General features: G+C 65.6%; 13 protein-coding genes. 4 read left to right on the top strand and 9 right to left on the bottom strand.

Going from position 1 to position 14,408, the window contains the following annotated elements; all coding sequences use genetic code 11:
• Positions 1-3: 3 nt before the first annotated feature.
• Positions 4-1,377, bottom strand: a complete 1,374-nt coding sequence (locus AABQ55_RS10010; protein ID WP_272804910.1) for an aspartate aminotransferase family protein — start codon at positions 1,375-1,377, stop codon at positions 4-6.
• Between the two features lie 147 nt (positions 1,378-1,524).
• Between AABQ55_RS10010 and AABQ55_RS10005 the strand changes: the two genes are divergently transcribed.
• Positions 1,525-2,883 carry a glutamine synthetase family protein gene (locus tag AABQ55_RS10005; protein ID WP_244769999.1) on the top strand — a complete coding sequence of 453 codons (1,359 nt, stop codon included), beginning with the start codon at positions 1,525-1,527 and terminating at the stop codon, positions 2,881-2,883.
• Between the two features lie 171 nt (positions 2,884-3,054).
• Here AABQ55_RS10005 and AABQ55_RS10000 read toward each other — a convergent pair whose 3' ends face one another.
• Positions 3,055-3,993: a diacylglycerol/lipid kinase family protein gene (locus AABQ55_RS10000; RefSeq protein ID WP_244769998.1), complete on the bottom strand. Its 939-nt coding sequence runs from the start codon at positions 3,991-3,993 to the stop codon at positions 3,055-3,057.
• A gap of 354 nt (positions 3,994-4,347) precedes the next feature.
• Here AABQ55_RS10000 and AABQ55_RS09995 point away from each other — a divergent pair, with 354 nt between their 5' ends.
• Together AABQ55_RS09995 and AABQ55_RS09990 are read left to right on the top strand one after the other, a co-directional pair.
• Complete coding sequence (locus AABQ55_RS09995; protein ID WP_244769997.1) at positions 4,348-5,586, top strand: MFS transporter; 1,239 nt, start codon at positions 4,348-4,350, stop codon at positions 5,584-5,586.
• A 211-nt stretch (positions 5,587-5,797) separates the two neighbouring features.
• Entirely contained in the window at positions 5,798-6,214 is a 417-nt protein-coding gene (locus tag AABQ55_RS09990) for a DoxX family protein (RefSeq protein ID WP_272804909.1), read from the top strand.
• 108 nt (positions 6,215-6,322) lie between these two features.
• Here the strand turns inward: AABQ55_RS09990 and AABQ55_RS09985 are convergent, their stop codons facing one another.
• Positions 6,323-6,793: an Lrp/AsnC family transcriptional regulator gene (locus tag AABQ55_RS09985; protein ID WP_244769995.1), complete on the bottom strand. Its 471-nt coding sequence runs from the start codon at positions 6,791-6,793 to the stop codon at positions 6,323-6,325.
• 140 nt (positions 6,794-6,933) lie between these two features.
• Here AABQ55_RS09985 and AABQ55_RS09980 point away from each other — a divergent pair, with 140 nt between their 5' ends.
• Positions 6,934-7,842 (top strand): DMT family transporter, encoded by a 909-nt coding sequence (locus tag AABQ55_RS09980; protein ID WP_272804908.1) that lies wholly within the window; start codon positions 6,934-6,936, stop codon positions 7,840-7,842.
• Positions 7,843-7,845: 3 nt separating this feature from the next.
• Here AABQ55_RS09980 and AABQ55_RS09975 read toward each other — a convergent pair whose 3' ends face one another.
• From AABQ55_RS09975 to AABQ55_RS09950, 6 genes are all read right to left on the bottom strand, one after another.
• Positions 7,846-8,430, bottom strand: a complete 585-nt coding sequence (locus AABQ55_RS09975) for a class I SAM-dependent methyltransferase (RefSeq protein ID WP_272804907.1) — start codon at positions 8,428-8,430, stop codon at positions 7,846-7,848.
• A gap of 76 nt (positions 8,431-8,506) precedes the next feature.
• On the bottom strand, positions 8,507-9,394 hold the full coding sequence (locus AABQ55_RS09970) for an ABC transporter permease (RefSeq protein WP_244769992.1): 888 nt from the start codon (positions 9,392-9,394) through the stop codon (positions 8,507-8,509).
• 145 nt (positions 9,395-9,539) lie between these two features.
• Positions 9,540-10,538: an ABC transporter substrate-binding protein gene (locus tag AABQ55_RS09965; protein ID WP_244769991.1), complete on the bottom strand. Its 999-nt coding sequence runs from the start codon at positions 10,536-10,538 to the stop codon at positions 9,540-9,542.
• A gap of 372 nt (positions 10,539-10,910) precedes the next feature.
• Entirely contained in the window at positions 10,911-11,540 is a 630-nt protein-coding gene (locus tag AABQ55_RS09960; RefSeq protein ID WP_244769990.1) for a L,D-transpeptidase, read from the bottom strand.
• 78 nt (positions 11,541-11,618) lie between these two features.
• Complete coding sequence (locus AABQ55_RS09955) at positions 11,619-12,101, bottom strand: DUF3592 domain-containing protein (RefSeq protein ID WP_272804906.1); 483 nt, start codon at positions 12,099-12,101, stop codon at positions 11,619-11,621.
• A gap of 433 nt (positions 12,102-12,534) precedes the next feature.
• Positions 12,535-14,199 carry an electron transfer flavoprotein-ubiquinone oxidoreductase gene (locus AABQ55_RS09950; RefSeq protein ID WP_272804905.1) on the bottom strand — a complete coding sequence of 555 codons (1,665 nt, stop codon included), beginning with the start codon at positions 14,197-14,199 and terminating at the stop codon, positions 12,535-12,537.
• Positions 14,200-14,408 lie beyond the last annotated feature (209 nt).

The raw sequence follows: 14,408 nt of genomic DNA, 5'->3' as shown, positions 1-14,408 counted from the left end.
TTATCAGGCCGTCATCACCTTCCACGCATGTTCCAGCCCCTTGCGGGTGATGTCCACCATCTGGTCGACTTCCGCATGGCTGATGACGAGCGGCGGGGAGAAGAGCATGCGGTCGCCGGTGGCGCGCAGCACAAGGCCGTTTTCCAGGCAATGGTTGCGCACGGTAACGCCGGCCTTTTCCTTGTCCTCGAAGCGCTTGCGGCTCGATTTGTCCTCGGCGAGCTGGACCGCGGCCATCAGGCCGACCTGCTGCACCTCGCCGACGATCGGCAGGTCTTCCAGCGATTTGAGGCCGGCGGCGAGGTAAGGGCCGATGTCGTCGTGCACGCGCTCGACGAGCTTTTCGTCCTCGATGATGCGCAGGTTCTCCAGCGCCGCGGCGGCGCAGACCGGGTGGCCGGAATAGGTGAAGCCGTGGTTGAAATCGCCGACTTCTTCCACCAGCACATTGCCGACCCGGTCGGAAACCATGACGCCGCCGATCGGCAGATATCCGGAGGAAAGGCCCTTGGCGATCGGCGCGAGGTCAGGCTCCACGCCGAAATGCTGGTGGCCGAACCAGTGGCCGGTGCGGCCGAAGCCGCAGATCACCTCGTCGGCGACGAGCAGGATGTTCTTCGCCTTGCAGATGCGGGCGATCTCCGGCCAGTAGGTGGCCGGCGGCACGATGACGCCGCCCGCGCCCTGGATCGGCTCGGCGACGAAGGCGGCGACATTGTCCTCGCCGAGCTCGTCGATCTTCTCCTCCAGCTGGCGGGCCATCTTCAGGCCGAATTCCTCCGGCGAGAGGTCGCCGCCCTCGGCATACCAGAAGGGCTGGTCGATGTGGTGGATGCCCTCGATCGGCAGGTCGCCCTGCTCGTGCATCCACTTCATGCCGCCGAGCGAGGCGCCGGCGACGGTGGAGCCGTGATAGCCGTTCTTGCGGGCGATGATCGCCTTCTTGGTCGGCTTGCCCATGGCGCCCCAATAGACGCGGGCCATGCGGAACCAGGTGTCGTTGGCCTCCGAGCCGGAGCCCGTGAAGAAGACGCGGTTGATGTTCGGCCCGGCATGGGAGGTGATCTTCTGGGCGAGCAGCACGGCCGGCGGCGTCGTCGTGCCGAAGAAGGTGTTGTAGTAGGGCAGCTCGTTCATCTGGCGCATGACGGCCTCGGCGATCTCCTTGCGGCCATAGCCGATGTTCACGCACCAGAGGCCGGCGAAGCCGTCGAGATAGCGCTTGCCGTGGTTGTCGAAGATGTAGCACCCTTCGCCGCGCTCGATGATGCGCGTGCCGGCCGCGTTCAGCTTCTTCATGTCCGAGAAGGGATGAAGATGATGGGCGGCATCGAGGGCACCGAGGTTGGAAACGGCTGCTGCACTGCTGTTCGACATTTGACTACATCCTTGGGGGTAGATCCCGCCTTATTGAACGGCGGGACAGAATGGGTTACGAAAATGCCCATACAACAGGCATTTGGCAAGAGATCGAGCGAAAGCAAATTTCTTGTCCATGCTTCCCGCCAAACCGAAGCAGGCACCATGACAAACGACACTAAGGCAGCCGGTTCGCCGCCCGCCAATACCCCGCCCCGTATCGAAATCCTCCTCGTCGGCATGAATGGCGACCTGCGCGGCAAGCAGGTTCCGCCGGAAGGCGAGAAGAAGATCTGGGACGGTTCGGTGCGCCTGCCCTCCTCCACCCAGTCGCTCGACATCTGGGGCGACGACAATGACGACATCACGGGCCTGTCCCTTTCCGTCGGCGACCCGGACGGTGTGTGCATTCCCGACCGCCGCTCGCTGACGGCCATGCCCTGGGCCCCGGAAGGCTCCCGGCAGGTGCTCGCCACCATGCACGAATTCGACGGCTCGCCCTCCTTCATGGACCCGCGCGCCATCCTTGCACGCATGCTGAAGCGCTTCGACGACAGGGGTTTGACGCCCGTCGTCGCGACGGAGCTGGAATTCTACGTGGTGGAGGACGACTTTCGCGTGACCGGCAAGCCCCGTCCGCCGGCGGCGCTGATGTACCGCGACCAGCCGAACGGTTTCCAGCTCTACGACATGCGCGCGACGGATGCGCTCGACGACTATCTCCAGACGGTGCGGGCCTGGGCCAAGGCCATGGACCTGCCCGCCGATGCGACGACGGCGGAATTCGGCCCCGGCCAGTTCGAGATCAACCTCCTGCACCGGCCGGACGCGCTTGCCGCAGCGGACGACTGCATCTACCTGAAGCGCATCGCCGAGCAGGCGGCGCGCCGCTTCGGCCTCAAATCCACCTGCATGGCGAAGCCCTATGCCGACCAGGCGGGTTCCGGCCTGCATGTGCATTGCAGCGTCATCGACCGGGACGGCAAGAACATCCTCGACGCCAGGGGCGGCGAGCCGGCGAAGCTGAAATCCGTCTGCGCCGGCATGCTGCAGACGATGCGCGATGCGCAGCTCGTCTTCGCGCCCTTCGCCAATTCCTACCGGCGCTTCCAGCCCGGCTCCTTCGCGCCGGTCGACCTCACCTGGGGGTTCGGCCATCGCGGCACCGCCATCCGCATTCCGGACAAGGACGGCCCGGCGGCGCGCGTCGAGCATCGCGTGGCGGGCGCCGACGTCAACCCGTACCTGCTCTTGACCGCCATCCTTGGCGGCATCCTGCTCGGCCTTGATGAGAATCTCGATCCAGGCCCCGTGACGGAGCCGGGCAAGGACGCGCCGGACGCCAAGCGCCTGACGCACGATTTCCTGACGGCGGTCGAGGAATTTTCAGCCTCACCCTTCATCCGGGATGCCTTTGGCGCCGAATACCAGAAGCTCTACGGCGATACGAAGCGCAAGGAGGCGATCGTCTACCTGCGCACGGTCTCGGATTTCGACTACCAGACCTATCTGCCGCGGATTTGACGAAAGCGGCACCCAGCCCCTCATCCGGCCTGCCGGCCACCTTCTCCCCGCAATCGGGGCGAAGGGGATATGCCGCGCCGGTTTCCCCGGCCAATACCCGTTTATGAGGCAAGTCCCCTCTCCCCGCTTGCGGGAAGAGGGTTAGGGTGAGGGGCAGCCCGTGACACGGCCTCACGCCGCGGCCGGCTCGGTCGTCGCCATGTTCTTCGCCTGCACCTTCGGCACCATGACCTTCAGTTCGCCCGGATGCAGCCGGATCGAGACGTCACGGTCCATCGGCAGCAGTTCGCCGTCGATGACGCAGTTGATCGCCCGGTCGACCTTGGGGAAATGCAGGTCGACGGCGGTGCCGGTCATCTCGGTGACGTCGGCATTCTCCCGCAGCTTGCCGCGCAGGATGTCGAAGGCGAGCTTGGCGACACCCGCCGGCTTCAGCGGATTCGTCGTGTAGAAGCCGAGATGGCCGCCGGTGAGGTCATCGGCATAGAGCAGGCCGTTCTCGCCGAAGCGGTTGTTCGAGACGTTGATGGCGGAGACCTTGCGGTGCTCCTCGGCGCCATCGACGGTGAACTGCACCTCGAATTCCGGCGGGTCGAATATGACGCCGACGGCAGCACGGGTGTTGGCGGCGATCTTGCCCATGCGCGAGCGGTAGGTCATGGCGTTTCGCAGGCGCACCATGCGGGCGTGCAGGCCGGCGGAGAACTGGTGCACGAAGGCCCGGTCGTCCGCCGTGCCGATGTCGGCCGCCGCGATGTCGCCGTCCGCAAGCGCGTCGATCGCCTGCCAGATGTCGAGCGGGATGTTCAGCGAGCGGGCAAAGAGGTTCATGGTGCCGGCCGGGATGATGCCGAGCGGCATCCTGTTCTGCCAGGCAAGGCCGGCCGCGGCCGAAACCGTGCCGTCGCCTCCGCCGGCCAGCATCGCGTCGAGATCCGTGCGGTCCGAGCAGCGGCGCAGCGCCATCTCGATATCGGCCCCCTCGACGATATCGCAGTCGAGGTGGTGCCCCGCCTCGTAGAAGACCTTCTCCGCGTGGCGCGCATAGGCCTCCATGTCGGTGGTGCGGAACGTCCCCCCGTCCCTGTTGAATATCGCCTGTACTCTCATTCGCATACTCCGCGTCTTGGCCGAGAACGCCTGATGGGTGATTGTGGATCCCATTAGATAAGCGAGAAAGCGGCGATTAACAGGCGATCGCGCAACAGGGTGCAATAATTCGTGAGCGCGCATGCCCCGGCCAAATGCGGGACGGGTGAAAAATCGCAGTAGGCAGCACGCCCGGCTCTGATATATTGCCGGCCGGTCGCCTGCGTCGGGAGTACGCATGCCGGCCGGACTGTACCTTCCCCATCGTGGCCCTTCCGGCCGGACCATACCGCATCAGCAGCCAGGAGGAGTGGCCGCCCGTGCAGGGTCTGTCACCGGTTTGTCGCGCCTGGGCAATCCCTGCGGAGCCATCCCGTGTCCGAACATGCCTTGCCCCATGCCGCCCTCTCCTCCGGGCAGCCGCCGCTTTCGGCGCTCACCGTCACCCTCATCATCCTGGCGCTCGCCGTCGGCAGCTTCGGCATCGGCACCGGCGAATTCGCCATCATGGGCCTCCTGCCGGATGTCGGCACCACCTTCGGCGTGACGACGGCCGAGGCCGGTTATGTCATCAGCGCCTATGCCTTCGGCGTGGTGGTCGGCGCGCCGGTCATCGCCGTCGTCGGCGCGCGGTTCCGCCGGCGCGACCTGCTGCTCGTGCTGATGGGCCTGTTTGCCGCCGGCAACCTTGCCAGCGCCGTCGCGCCCACCTTCGAGAGCTTCATCCTCTTCCGTTTCCTTTCCGGCCTGCCGCACGGCGCCTATTTCGGCGTCGCCGCGCTCGTCGCCGCCTCCATGGTGCCGGTCAACAGGCGCACGCAGGCGGTCGGCAAGGTCATGCTGGGGCTCACCGTCGCCACGCTGATCGGCACGCCGCTCGCCGCCTTCTTCGGCCAGGTATTCGACTGGCAGTTCATGTTCGTCGCCGTCGGCATCACCGGCCTGCTGACGGTCGCGCTCATCGCCATCTTCCTGCCGCGCGACAAGGCACCGAAGGGCATCAACGCGCTCACCGAGCTCGGCGCGCTGAAGCGCAAGCAGGTCTGGCTGACGCTCGGCATCGCCGCGAGCGGCTTCTGCGGCATGTTCGCGGTCTTCTCCTATATCTCGCCGATCGTCACCGAGGTCGCGGGGCTCCATGTCGGCATGGTGCCGGTCATCATGGCGATCTTCGGCTGCGGCATGATCGTCGGCAACATTTTCGGCGCCAAGCTGGCCGACCTCTCGCTGATGCGCACCATCGGCTGGTCGCTGGCGCTCTATTTCTTCGTGCTGGTCAGCCTGTCGCTAACGGCGGAGAACCCGGTCCTGCTCGGCATCTGCTGCTTCCTCATCGGCTGCAGCTTCGTCGTCGGCCCGGCGCTGCAGACGCGGCTGATGGATGTGGCCGGCGATGCGCAGACCCTCGCCGCCGCGCTCAACCACTCCGCCTTCAACGTCGCCAACGCGCTCGGCGCGCTCTTCGGCGGCATGGCGATCAGCGCCGGCTACGGCTACGGCGCGATGGGCTTCGTGGGGGCGGCGACCGCCGTCGTCGGCTTCGGGGTCTTCCTCGTCTCCCTGGCGCTTGAAAAGACCGAGCGCGCGGCAACGCCGGCCTGCCCGGCCGAGTGATCCGCCACGACCGGAAACGATCTGCGCGGCGCCCGCTTCGGGCGCCGCTTTCGTTTGTGCGTCTTGTTACCAGGGTGACAGGGTCGGGCCGGAACTCTGGTAGACATAGGTCATCGCAACCCGCCGAACGCCTCGAATGAAACGGCGGGTTGCAATCGGAGAACGGTCGAAAGACACTCCGTAGGCCCATGAACGCCCCTGGAGACATTGCATGTCCGCCCTTATCGACAGCATCACCGGCAGCCGCGCCTTCGGCTTCCTCGCCCGCACGACCCTCACCTCGATGTTCTGGCTCTCGGGCATCGCGAAACTCGCCGATTTCAACGCCGGCATCGCCGAAATGGCGCATTTCGGGCTGGAGCCCCCCGCCCTCTTCAACATCGCCACCGCCGTCACCCAGATCGTCGGATCGGTGCTGATCATCGCCAACCGCTGGACCTGGCTCGGCGCCGGCATGCTCGCCGTCTTCACCGCCCTCACCATCCCGATCGCGCACACGTTCTGGACCATGCAGGAGCCGATGCGCACGATCGAATTCCATGTCGTCATGGAGCACATCACCGTCATCGGCGCGCTGATGGTCGTCGCCTGGAAATCCTCGAAAGCGCCTGTCGTCCCTGCGCAGTGACGACAGGCCGGGCGGCGCCCCCCTCTCTCCGGGGGCACGCCCTGGACGGCCCTGCCTCTCCGGCCGTCCCAACCGCCCCGACGCCGCTCGTCGGGGCGGTTTTCCGTATCACAGCGTCGGCAGCTTCAGCGGGCCGCCCGTCTTGATGCTGCGGATCGCGAAATTGGAGCGGATGTCGGTGACGCCGGGCAAAGCGAGCAGGGTTTCGGTCAGCAGCGTCTCATAGGCCGACAGGTCCTCCACCACCACTTCCGCCAGAAAATCCGCATTGCCGGAAATGAGGAAGCAGGAGACGACTTCGGGAATGGCGAGCAGCGCCTGCTGCTGGGCGGCCGCATTCTCCCGGCTGTGCTGCCCCACCTTGATCTCCACGAAGACGGTGAGGCCGAGGCCGACCTCCTTGCGGTCGATATCGGCGCGATAGCCGCGCAGCACGCCGGATTTCTCCAGGTTGCGGATGCGGCGCAGGCAGGGCGACGGCGACAGGTTCACCCGCTCGGCGATCTCCACATTGGTCGCGCGCGCATCCTCCTGCAGCACCTTGAGGATAGCGATGTCGAATTTATCAAGATTTGGCATATTCTAGAACTTTTCCGATAGTTTTCGGCATGATCGTGCGCATCCTACATTTCTGAAGGCACAACACGCAAGGACATGCCCCGGCCTTCGGCGCTAGAGTCTGGCCATGAATTGAGCCACAGCGCAGAAAGGACATCGCCATGGCCATGGTCTCGCTTTCTTCAGAGGGGAAGACCAATCCCCTCGTCGCCGGTTATGCCGGCGCGGTCGTCACGGTCCTGATCTGGGCGACCTGGGTGCTCGCGACGCGCCACACGGCGGCGACCCCGCTCGGCACGATCGATATCGGCCTCATCCGCTACGGCGTGCCCGCCCTCCTCCTCGCGCCGGTCTGGCTAAGGACCGGGCTGCTGCCGAATCCTGTGCCGGCAAGGCTCGTCGTCGTGATGGTGGCGGGCGCCGGCGCCCTGTTCTTCCAGATGACGGCGGCGGCACTGCACACCACGCCCGCCGCGCCCGGCGGCATCCTGCTCGGCGGGTCCATGCCGCTCGCGACGGCCCTCATCGGCATCACGCTGTTCGGCGAACGGCCGGATCGCATGCGGCTTGCCGGGCTTGCGGCCATCGTCGCCGGCGTCGTCATCCTGCTTGCCGCCAGCCTGCAGAAGAGCGGCATGACCATGACCGGCTTCCTGCTGCTACCGCTCGGCGCCGTGCTCTGGGCCGGCTTCACCCATGCCTTCCGCCGCTCGGGCCTTTCCGCCCTGGAGGGCGCGGCCCTCATCGCCGTCTGGTCCTTCCTGATCCATCTCGTCCTGGCCGCGCTCTTCGGCACGCATCTTGGCGAGGCTTCCCTGCCCGACCTCGCGCTGCAGGTCACCAGCCAGGGCATCCTGTCCGGCCTCATCGCCACCTTCGCCTATGGCACCGCCATCCGCACGCTCGGCGGCAGCCAGGCCGCCGCCTTCACCGCCATCACGCCGGTGCTGGCGACGCTCGGCGGCGCGGTGTTCCTCGGCGAGAGCTTCGGCGCGGCGGAGATCACGGCGGCGCTGGTCGTCGGGGCAGGCGTCGCCCTCTCCACCGGCGTCCTCTCGCCGAAACGCTGACATCTAGCGGATCGCGGTAACGGCGATCCAGTCGGTGGGGCGGCGGTCATAGGCACCGCCGCTCCAGCTTTCCACTTCCAGCGAAGCCCACGGACCGCTGTCCCGCCAGTAGGCCGTCAGTTCCTTTACCGAAAGATAGTTGTAGTGGCGGCCGAGGGCGTCGGCGCTTTCGCCGGATCCCGCCTTGAAGCTGGCCCAGGCGACGCCGCCTTTCACGAGGGCCGTGTGCACCTTGCCGATCACGCCGGCAAGCTCGTCGCGGGCGACATGGGTCAGGGATGCACAGGCATAGACCCCGTCATAGGCCTCCTCCACGTCCAGTTCCTGGAACAGCATGGTGCGGACCGGCTGGCCGAGCCGTCGCGAGGCGATGGCGGCGAGTTCCGCCGATCCATCCGTCGCATCCAGCGCAAAGCCCGCGGCAAGGATGGCCGCGGCATCGACGCCGCCGCCGGTGCCCAGTTCGAGGATCCTGCCGCCGGCCTTGCAGCGCTGCAGGAACGGGAAGAGTTTCGGGTTTGGCCTGTTCCCGTCCGCGGCATAGGCGGCCGCATGGGAGTTGTAGAAGTCGAGGGTGCTGCCTTGCATCGACCGGCGCTCGCTGTTCCGGCCGGAGAATCCTGCGGCCACCGGGCCGCAGGATATTGCGACATCGCGCGTGCGATCAACCGTGAATAATCTCGCGGTGCTTCTGCAGGCGCTTGCCGAAGGCCTGGCTGACGCGGTCGAAGATGATCGCGATGCCGACGATGGCGAGGCCGTTGAAGATGCCGAGCGTGAAATACTGGTTGGAGATCGCCTTCAGCACCGGCTGGCCGAGGCCCTGCACGCCGATCATCGAGGCGATGACCACCATGGCGAGCGCCATCATGATCGTCTGGTTGATGCCGGCCATGATGGTGGGCAGCGCCAGCGGCATCTGCACGTTCTTCAGCTTCTGCCAGCTCGAGGAACCGAAGGCGTCCGCCGCCTCCAGGACATCCTTGTCGACGAGGCGGATGCCGAGATTGGTCAGGCGAATCATCGGCGGGATGGCGTAGATGACCACCGCGATGAGCCCCGGCACCTTGCCGATGCCGAGCAGCATGACGACCGGGATGAGATAAACGAAGCTCGGCATGGTCTGCATGACGTCGAGGACCGGGTTGATGACGTTCTGCACCCGGTCCGAGCGCGACATGAGGATGCCGATCGGGATGCCGATGACGATGGAAAGCACGGTACAGACGAAGATCATCGAGACCGTCTTCATCGTGTCGTCCCACATGTCGAAATAGCCGATGACCAGCAGCGTGCCGACCGCGCCGGCGACGATCTTCCAGTTGCGGCTGGCGAACCATGCGACGAGCGCGATCAATAGCAGGATGATCGGCCAGGGCGTGCGCGTCATGAAACGCTCGGACCAGATCAGAAAGTGCTGCAGCGGCTCGAAGATCGATTCGATGCCGTCGCCATAGGCGCGGGTGAAGGTGCGGAAGCCCTCATCGATCGTCTTCTTGAGATCGCGCAGGGTATTCGCGTCCATCGTCGGAAATTTCGTGAACCATTCCATGTCGATCCCCTTCCGGCTCCGACCGATCTGCGTCGGTCTTCAAGCCAACCCTGATAGATGCCGCCCGAACAGGCGCCGGCGGCATGTGATGAAACGAAGATGGAGCGGCGCGCCCGAGGACGCGCCGCCCGGTTCGATCAACCGGTCAGAGCGCGGCCTTGATCTTCTCGGCCGCTTCCGGCGAGACCCATTCCTTCCAGAGGGCTTCGTTCTCCTCCAGGAAATGCTTGGCGCCATCGTCGCCGCTCGCCTGGTTGTCGGTCATCCACGCCATCAGCTTGTTGACCGTGTCGTTCGACCAGGCGCGTTTGTTGAGATAGCCCATGACGTCGGCGCCGGCGCGGTCGGAGAAGGTCTTGGTCACCAGCGTCTGGACCTTGTCCTTCGGCCAGTCGTTCTTCTTCGGGTCCGGGCAATCGGCGACCGTGTTGCAGCGCTTCCATTCGGCGGCGTCATAGGGCACGCCGTGCTCGAGCTTCACCATCTCGTACTTGCCGAGAAGGGCCGTCGGCGCCCAGTAGTAGCCGACCCAGCCTTCCTTGCGCTCGTAGGCTTTCGCGATCGAGCCGTCGAGGCCGGCGGCCGAGCCGGTGTCGACCAGCGTGAAGTTCGCCGCTTCCCCGCCATAGGCCTTGTAGAGCTGGCTGGTCACGACCGTGCCGCCCCAGCCCTGCGGGCCGTTGTGCACGGCGCCCTTCGACTTGTCCTCCGGATCCGGGAACAGTTCGGGGTGCTTCAGCGCGTCGTCGATCGTCTTGATGTCGGGGTTGGCGTCGGCGATGTATTTCGGAATCCACCAGCCCTGCACGGCGGCGTCGGAAAGGGCGACGGCAGCGCCGATCAGCTTGCCTTCCTCGATGCCGCGGTTGACGACGTCCGGCAGGAGGTCGACCCAGCCTTCGGGCGCCAGGTCCGGCGCGCCCTTCTCGATCATCGAGGTGATGGTCGGAACCGTGTCGCCGACGATGACCTCGGCATTGCAGCCATAGCCTTCGGTCAGGATGAACTTGTCGAGCGCGGCGAGAACCTCGGCGCTCTGCCAGTTCATGCTGGCAATGGTCACGTCGCCGCATTCGGCGCGTGCCGCGCCCGTCATGGCCAGAAGGCCGGCGACGAGGCAGGTGGAAGCAAGAAGATGTTTCATATCCGTTCCCTCATTTCGGCGGTGTCATTGTGCCGACAGGAACCCGCTGCACCGCCGGCGCCGGGCCCGTGATCCCTCTGCGGATCCATCTTGGACAGGGCCAGTCGGGGGCCTTCTCTTTCCACGATGCCGCAGCCTCGACTTTTGCAGCTACGGAGTCGAATGCCGGCACGAATGCGTCTGCCATTGACCCCTATGCGTCATGGAAAGGCCAAATTCGCAAGACCGCCCCGACTTTGTCCAAGCTTGGCGTCGCGATGGCAATGTTATGATGCAATTCAGTTTTTTCAAAGAATGAAAACGCCGAAAGGGCCGGCGAAAGCCGACCCTCCTGCCGCGCGCCACCGGCGCGATGTCGCGGCTGTGCCGCCGTCAGGCCATGCGCCGGCCCTGGATGACATGGACGCGCCCGCCGGTCTTCACCCGGTCGTAGAGGTCGATCACGTCCTGGTTGAGCATGCGCACGCAGCCGCTCGACATGGCCTCGCCGATCGACCACGGCTGGTTGGTGCCATGGATGCGGAACATCGTGTCGTTGCCGTTCTGGTAGAGGTAGATGGCGCGGGCGCCGAGCGGGTTGTTGAGGCCGCCGGGCACGCCGCCGGCATATTTCAGGTTCTTCCTGGGATCGCGGCGGATCATGTTCGGCGTCGGCGTCCAGCTCGGCCATTCCGCCTTGCGGCCGATATAGGCGCTGCCGGCCAGCGAATAGCCTTGGCGGCCGACGCCGATGCCGTAGCGCATCGCCCGGCCGTTGCCGAGCACGTAGTAGAGCCGGCGGGCCGGCGTGTCGACCACGATGGTGCCGGCGGCATGGCCGGTGTCATAGGCGACTTCCTGGCGGCGCAGCTCGGGCTTGATCTTGTCGAGCGGGATCGCCTTCAGCGGAAATTTCTCGTCCAGCCTGTCGCCGTAATTGGCACGGTCGCTGGTGCCGTTCGTCGCGCAGCCGGCAAGCAATGCGGATGCGCCGAGCAGGAATCCGCGGCGGGAAATCGACATGTTCAAAAGCCCCTAACACTTCGTCTATGGGGCTGAAAATTATGCGTTTATGGTTAATGGCAGGTTAAGCGCGGGCATTCACGGCCGCATCAGGCCGGCCCTCAGCAGGATGCCGCCCACCAGGAGGCACAACAAGCTGAAAGCACCGATCGCCCAGGCCGTGCCATCGGGCCAGGCCGAAAGGGCCGAGACCGGCATGGCAAGCGCCGGATCCGCTGCCGAATAAACGGCCGTCACCCGGGCGGCCGGCGTGTAATCGGCGGGGTCGATGGCGGTGTAGGAGGTGGTGCGGATCCGCTGTCCCTCGGCCGTCGTGAATTCGAGGATCGGGTAATAGACCTCGCGGCGGCTGCCGCGGCTTCCCACCCAGGCGGCCTCGAAGCCTGTCATCTCCGCCTCGACGGTGTGGCCGGACGAGGCGAGATCCCGGTAGATGCCATGCACCGACCAGAGCCCCCAGGCCGCCAGCAGCCCGACGACGACGAGCACGGCGCCAATGATGGCCGTGATGCCGGTTCGCCACCCGCGCCCAGCCCTTGCGAATACCGGCCCGGCCTGCATGTCGCCGATCCCTCCCCCGTTCGGGTGGGACTATACAGGGCCGGCCCGGCAACTTGAAGCTGCCGGAAAAGGACAGGCAGGCGCCTCAGCGCCGCTGCCGGCCGCAGGGCAATCGCCTATGGAAGGAAACCGCTGCCACATCCCCCTTCTCCCCACGGTGAGAGGGTGCCGGCAGGCGGATGAGGGGGATGGTGAAGACGCAACCGATCTGTCCGAGCCGCCCCTCATCCGACCCTTCGGGCCACCTTCTCCCCGTGGGGGAGAAGGGAGGAGCGGCATCGTCGCACTCCAATGCGGTTGCCCTGCTTCCGACCGGATGGACCGGACCTTCGCCGATGCCTTCGGCGCGCACCCTTGCGGCCGACCGAAGATCACATAGCGGGACAGACCGGCCCTTGCCGCGCTCTTTCGTGCGGCCCGGCCTCCCCACGCCTCACATATTCGGATAGACAGGCCCTTCGCCGCCTTGGGGTGGGACCCAGTTGATGTTCTGGTTGGGGTCCTTGATGTCGCAGGTCTTGCAGTGCACGCAGTTCTGCGCGTTGATGACGTAGACGTCCTGGCCGTCCTTCTCGACCCATTCGTAGACGCCGGCGGGACAGTAGCGGGTGGACGGGCCGGCATAGACGTCGAGCTCGGAGGTCTTCTGCAGCTCCGGGTTCTTGAGCTGGAGGTGGACCGGCTGGTCCTCCTCGTGGTTGGTGTTCGACAGGAACACCGAGGAGAGGCGGTCGAAGGTGAGCACCCCGTCCGGCTTCGGGTAGTCGATCTTGTTGTGCTTTGCCGCCGGCTCCAGGCTCTGCGCGTCCGTCTTGCCGTGCTTGAGCGTGCCGAAGACGGAGAAGCCGAACAGCGTGTTCGTCCACATGTCGAGGCCGCCGAGCGCCACGCCGACCGCCGTGCCGAACTTCGACCACAGCGGCTTGACGTTGCGCACCTTCTTCAGGTCGGAACCGATGGCGCTGTCGCGCCAGCCCTGCTCAATCTCGATCGGCTCGTCATTGGCCCGGCCCGCCGCAATCGCATCCGCCAGCTTCTCGGCCGCCAGGATGCCCGACAGCACCGCATTGTGGCTGCCCTTGATGCGCGGCACGTTGACGAAGCCGGCCGAGCAGCCGATCAGCGCCCCGCCGGGGAAGGACAGCTTCGGCACCGACTGGTAGCCGCCTTCGGTGATGGCGCGCGCGCCGTAGGAGAGGCGCTTGCCGCCCTCGAAGGTGCCCCTGATGGCGGGATGCGTCTTGAAGCGCTGGAATTCCTCGAAGGGATAGAGGTACGGGTTCTTGTAGTTGAGGTGCACGACGAAGCCGACGGCGACGAGGTTGTCCTCCAGATGGTAGAGGAAGGAACCGCCGCCGGTCTTCATGCCGAGCGGCCAGCCGAAGGAGTGCTGCACGAGGCCGGGCCTGTGGTTCTCCGGCTTCACCTGCCAGAGCTCCTTGAGGCCGATGCCGAACTTTTGGGGCTCGCGGCCCTCGTCCAGCCTGAACTTGGCGATGAGCTGCTTGGCGAGCGAGCCGCGCACGCCTTCCGAGATCAACGTGTACTTGCCGAGAAGCGCCATGCCGCGGGTATAGTTCGGGCCGGGCTCGCCATTGCGCTCGATGCCCATGTCGCCGGTGGCGACGCCGATGACGGCGCCCTCGTCGTTGTAGAGCACTTCGGTTGCGGCAAAGCCGGGATAGATCTCGACGCCGAGCTCTTCCGCCTTGGTCGCCAGCCACCGACAGACGTTTCCGAGCGAGACGATGTAGTTGCCGTGGTTGTTCATCAGCGGCGGCATGAAGGCGTTCGGCAGGCGGACGGAGCCGGCGGGGCCGAGAAAGAGGAAGCGGTCGTCGGTCACCTCGGTCTTGAAGGGATGGCCGGCGTCCTCGCGCCAGCCGGGCAGCAAGCGGTCGATGCCGATGGGATCGACGACGGCGCCCGACAGGATATGCGCGCCGACTTCCGCGCCCTTCTCCAGCACGACGACGGAGAGCTCCGGGTTCACCTGCTTCAGCCGGATCGCCGCGGAAAGGCCCGCCGGACCCGCACCCACGATCACAACGTCGAATTCCATGCTCTCGCGTTCGGGGAGTTCCATTTCGTCGCTCATTCGCCTCTCCACCCCGCAACCCCTCAAAAGCCGCGGCAATTCCCTCTGGTTAGCCTGTCATGGCAAATGCCGAAAGCCTTGTCGAGCCGTTCTGCGACAGACTTTCCCTGCATTTGCGCATGACATCATGACAGGGTCGAAAGTTTATTGACTTTAACGTAAACGTCAACCGATTGCCGCCCGTATCAGCCCGTGCGCGCTTGATTCCG

The organism is Shinella sp. WSD5-1, assembly GCF_963942435.1.
GTDB classification, from domain to species: Bacteria; Pseudomonadota; Alphaproteobacteria; order Rhizobiales; family Rhizobiaceae; genus Shinella; species Shinella yambaruensis.
This window is presented reverse-complemented; position numbering and strand designations above follow the sequence as displayed.

Coding starts and splice junctions, on each gene's coding strand:
- AABQ55_RS10005 (WP_244769999.1), top strand. CDS start 1,525: ATGACAAACGACACTAAGGCAGCCGGTTCGCCGCCCGCCAATACCCCG.
- AABQ55_RS10010 (WP_272804910.1), bottom strand. CDS start 1,377: ATGTCGAACAGCAGTGCAGCAGCCGTTTCCAACCTCGGTGCCCTCGAT.
- AABQ55_RS09960 (WP_244769990.1), bottom strand. CDS start 11,540: ATGTCGATTTCCCGCCGCGGATTCCTGCTCGGCGCATCCGCATTGCTT.
- AABQ55_RS09955 (WP_272804906.1), bottom strand. CDS start 12,101: ATGCAGGCCGGGCCGGTATTCGCAAGGGCTGGGCGCGGGTGGCGAACC.
- AABQ55_RS10000 (WP_244769998.1), bottom strand. CDS start 3,993: ATGAGAGTACAGGCGATATTCAACAGGGACGGGGGGACGTTCCGCACC.
- AABQ55_RS09985 (WP_244769995.1), bottom strand. CDS start 6,793: ATGCCAAATCTTGATAAATTCGACATCGCTATCCTCAAGGTGCTGCAG.
- AABQ55_RS09980 (WP_272804908.1), top strand. CDS start 6,934: ATGGCCATGGTCTCGCTTTCTTCAGAGGGGAAGACCAATCCCCTCGTC.
- AABQ55_RS09950 (WP_272804905.1), bottom strand. CDS start 14,199: ATGAGCGACGAAATGGAACTCCCCGAACGCGAGAGCATGGAATTCGAC.
- AABQ55_RS09965 (WP_244769991.1), bottom strand. CDS start 10,538: ATGAAACATCTTCTTGCTTCCACCTGCCTCGTCGCCGGCCTTCTGGCC.
- AABQ55_RS09975 (WP_272804907.1), bottom strand. CDS start 8,430: ATGCAAGGCAGCACCCTCGACTTCTACAACTCCCATGCGGCCGCCTAT.
- AABQ55_RS09970 (WP_244769992.1), bottom strand. CDS start 9,394: ATGGAATGGTTCACGAAATTTCCGACGATGGACGCGAATACCCTGCGC.
- AABQ55_RS09990 (WP_272804909.1), top strand. CDS start 5,798: ATGTCCGCCCTTATCGACAGCATCACCGGCAGCCGCGCCTTCGGCTTC.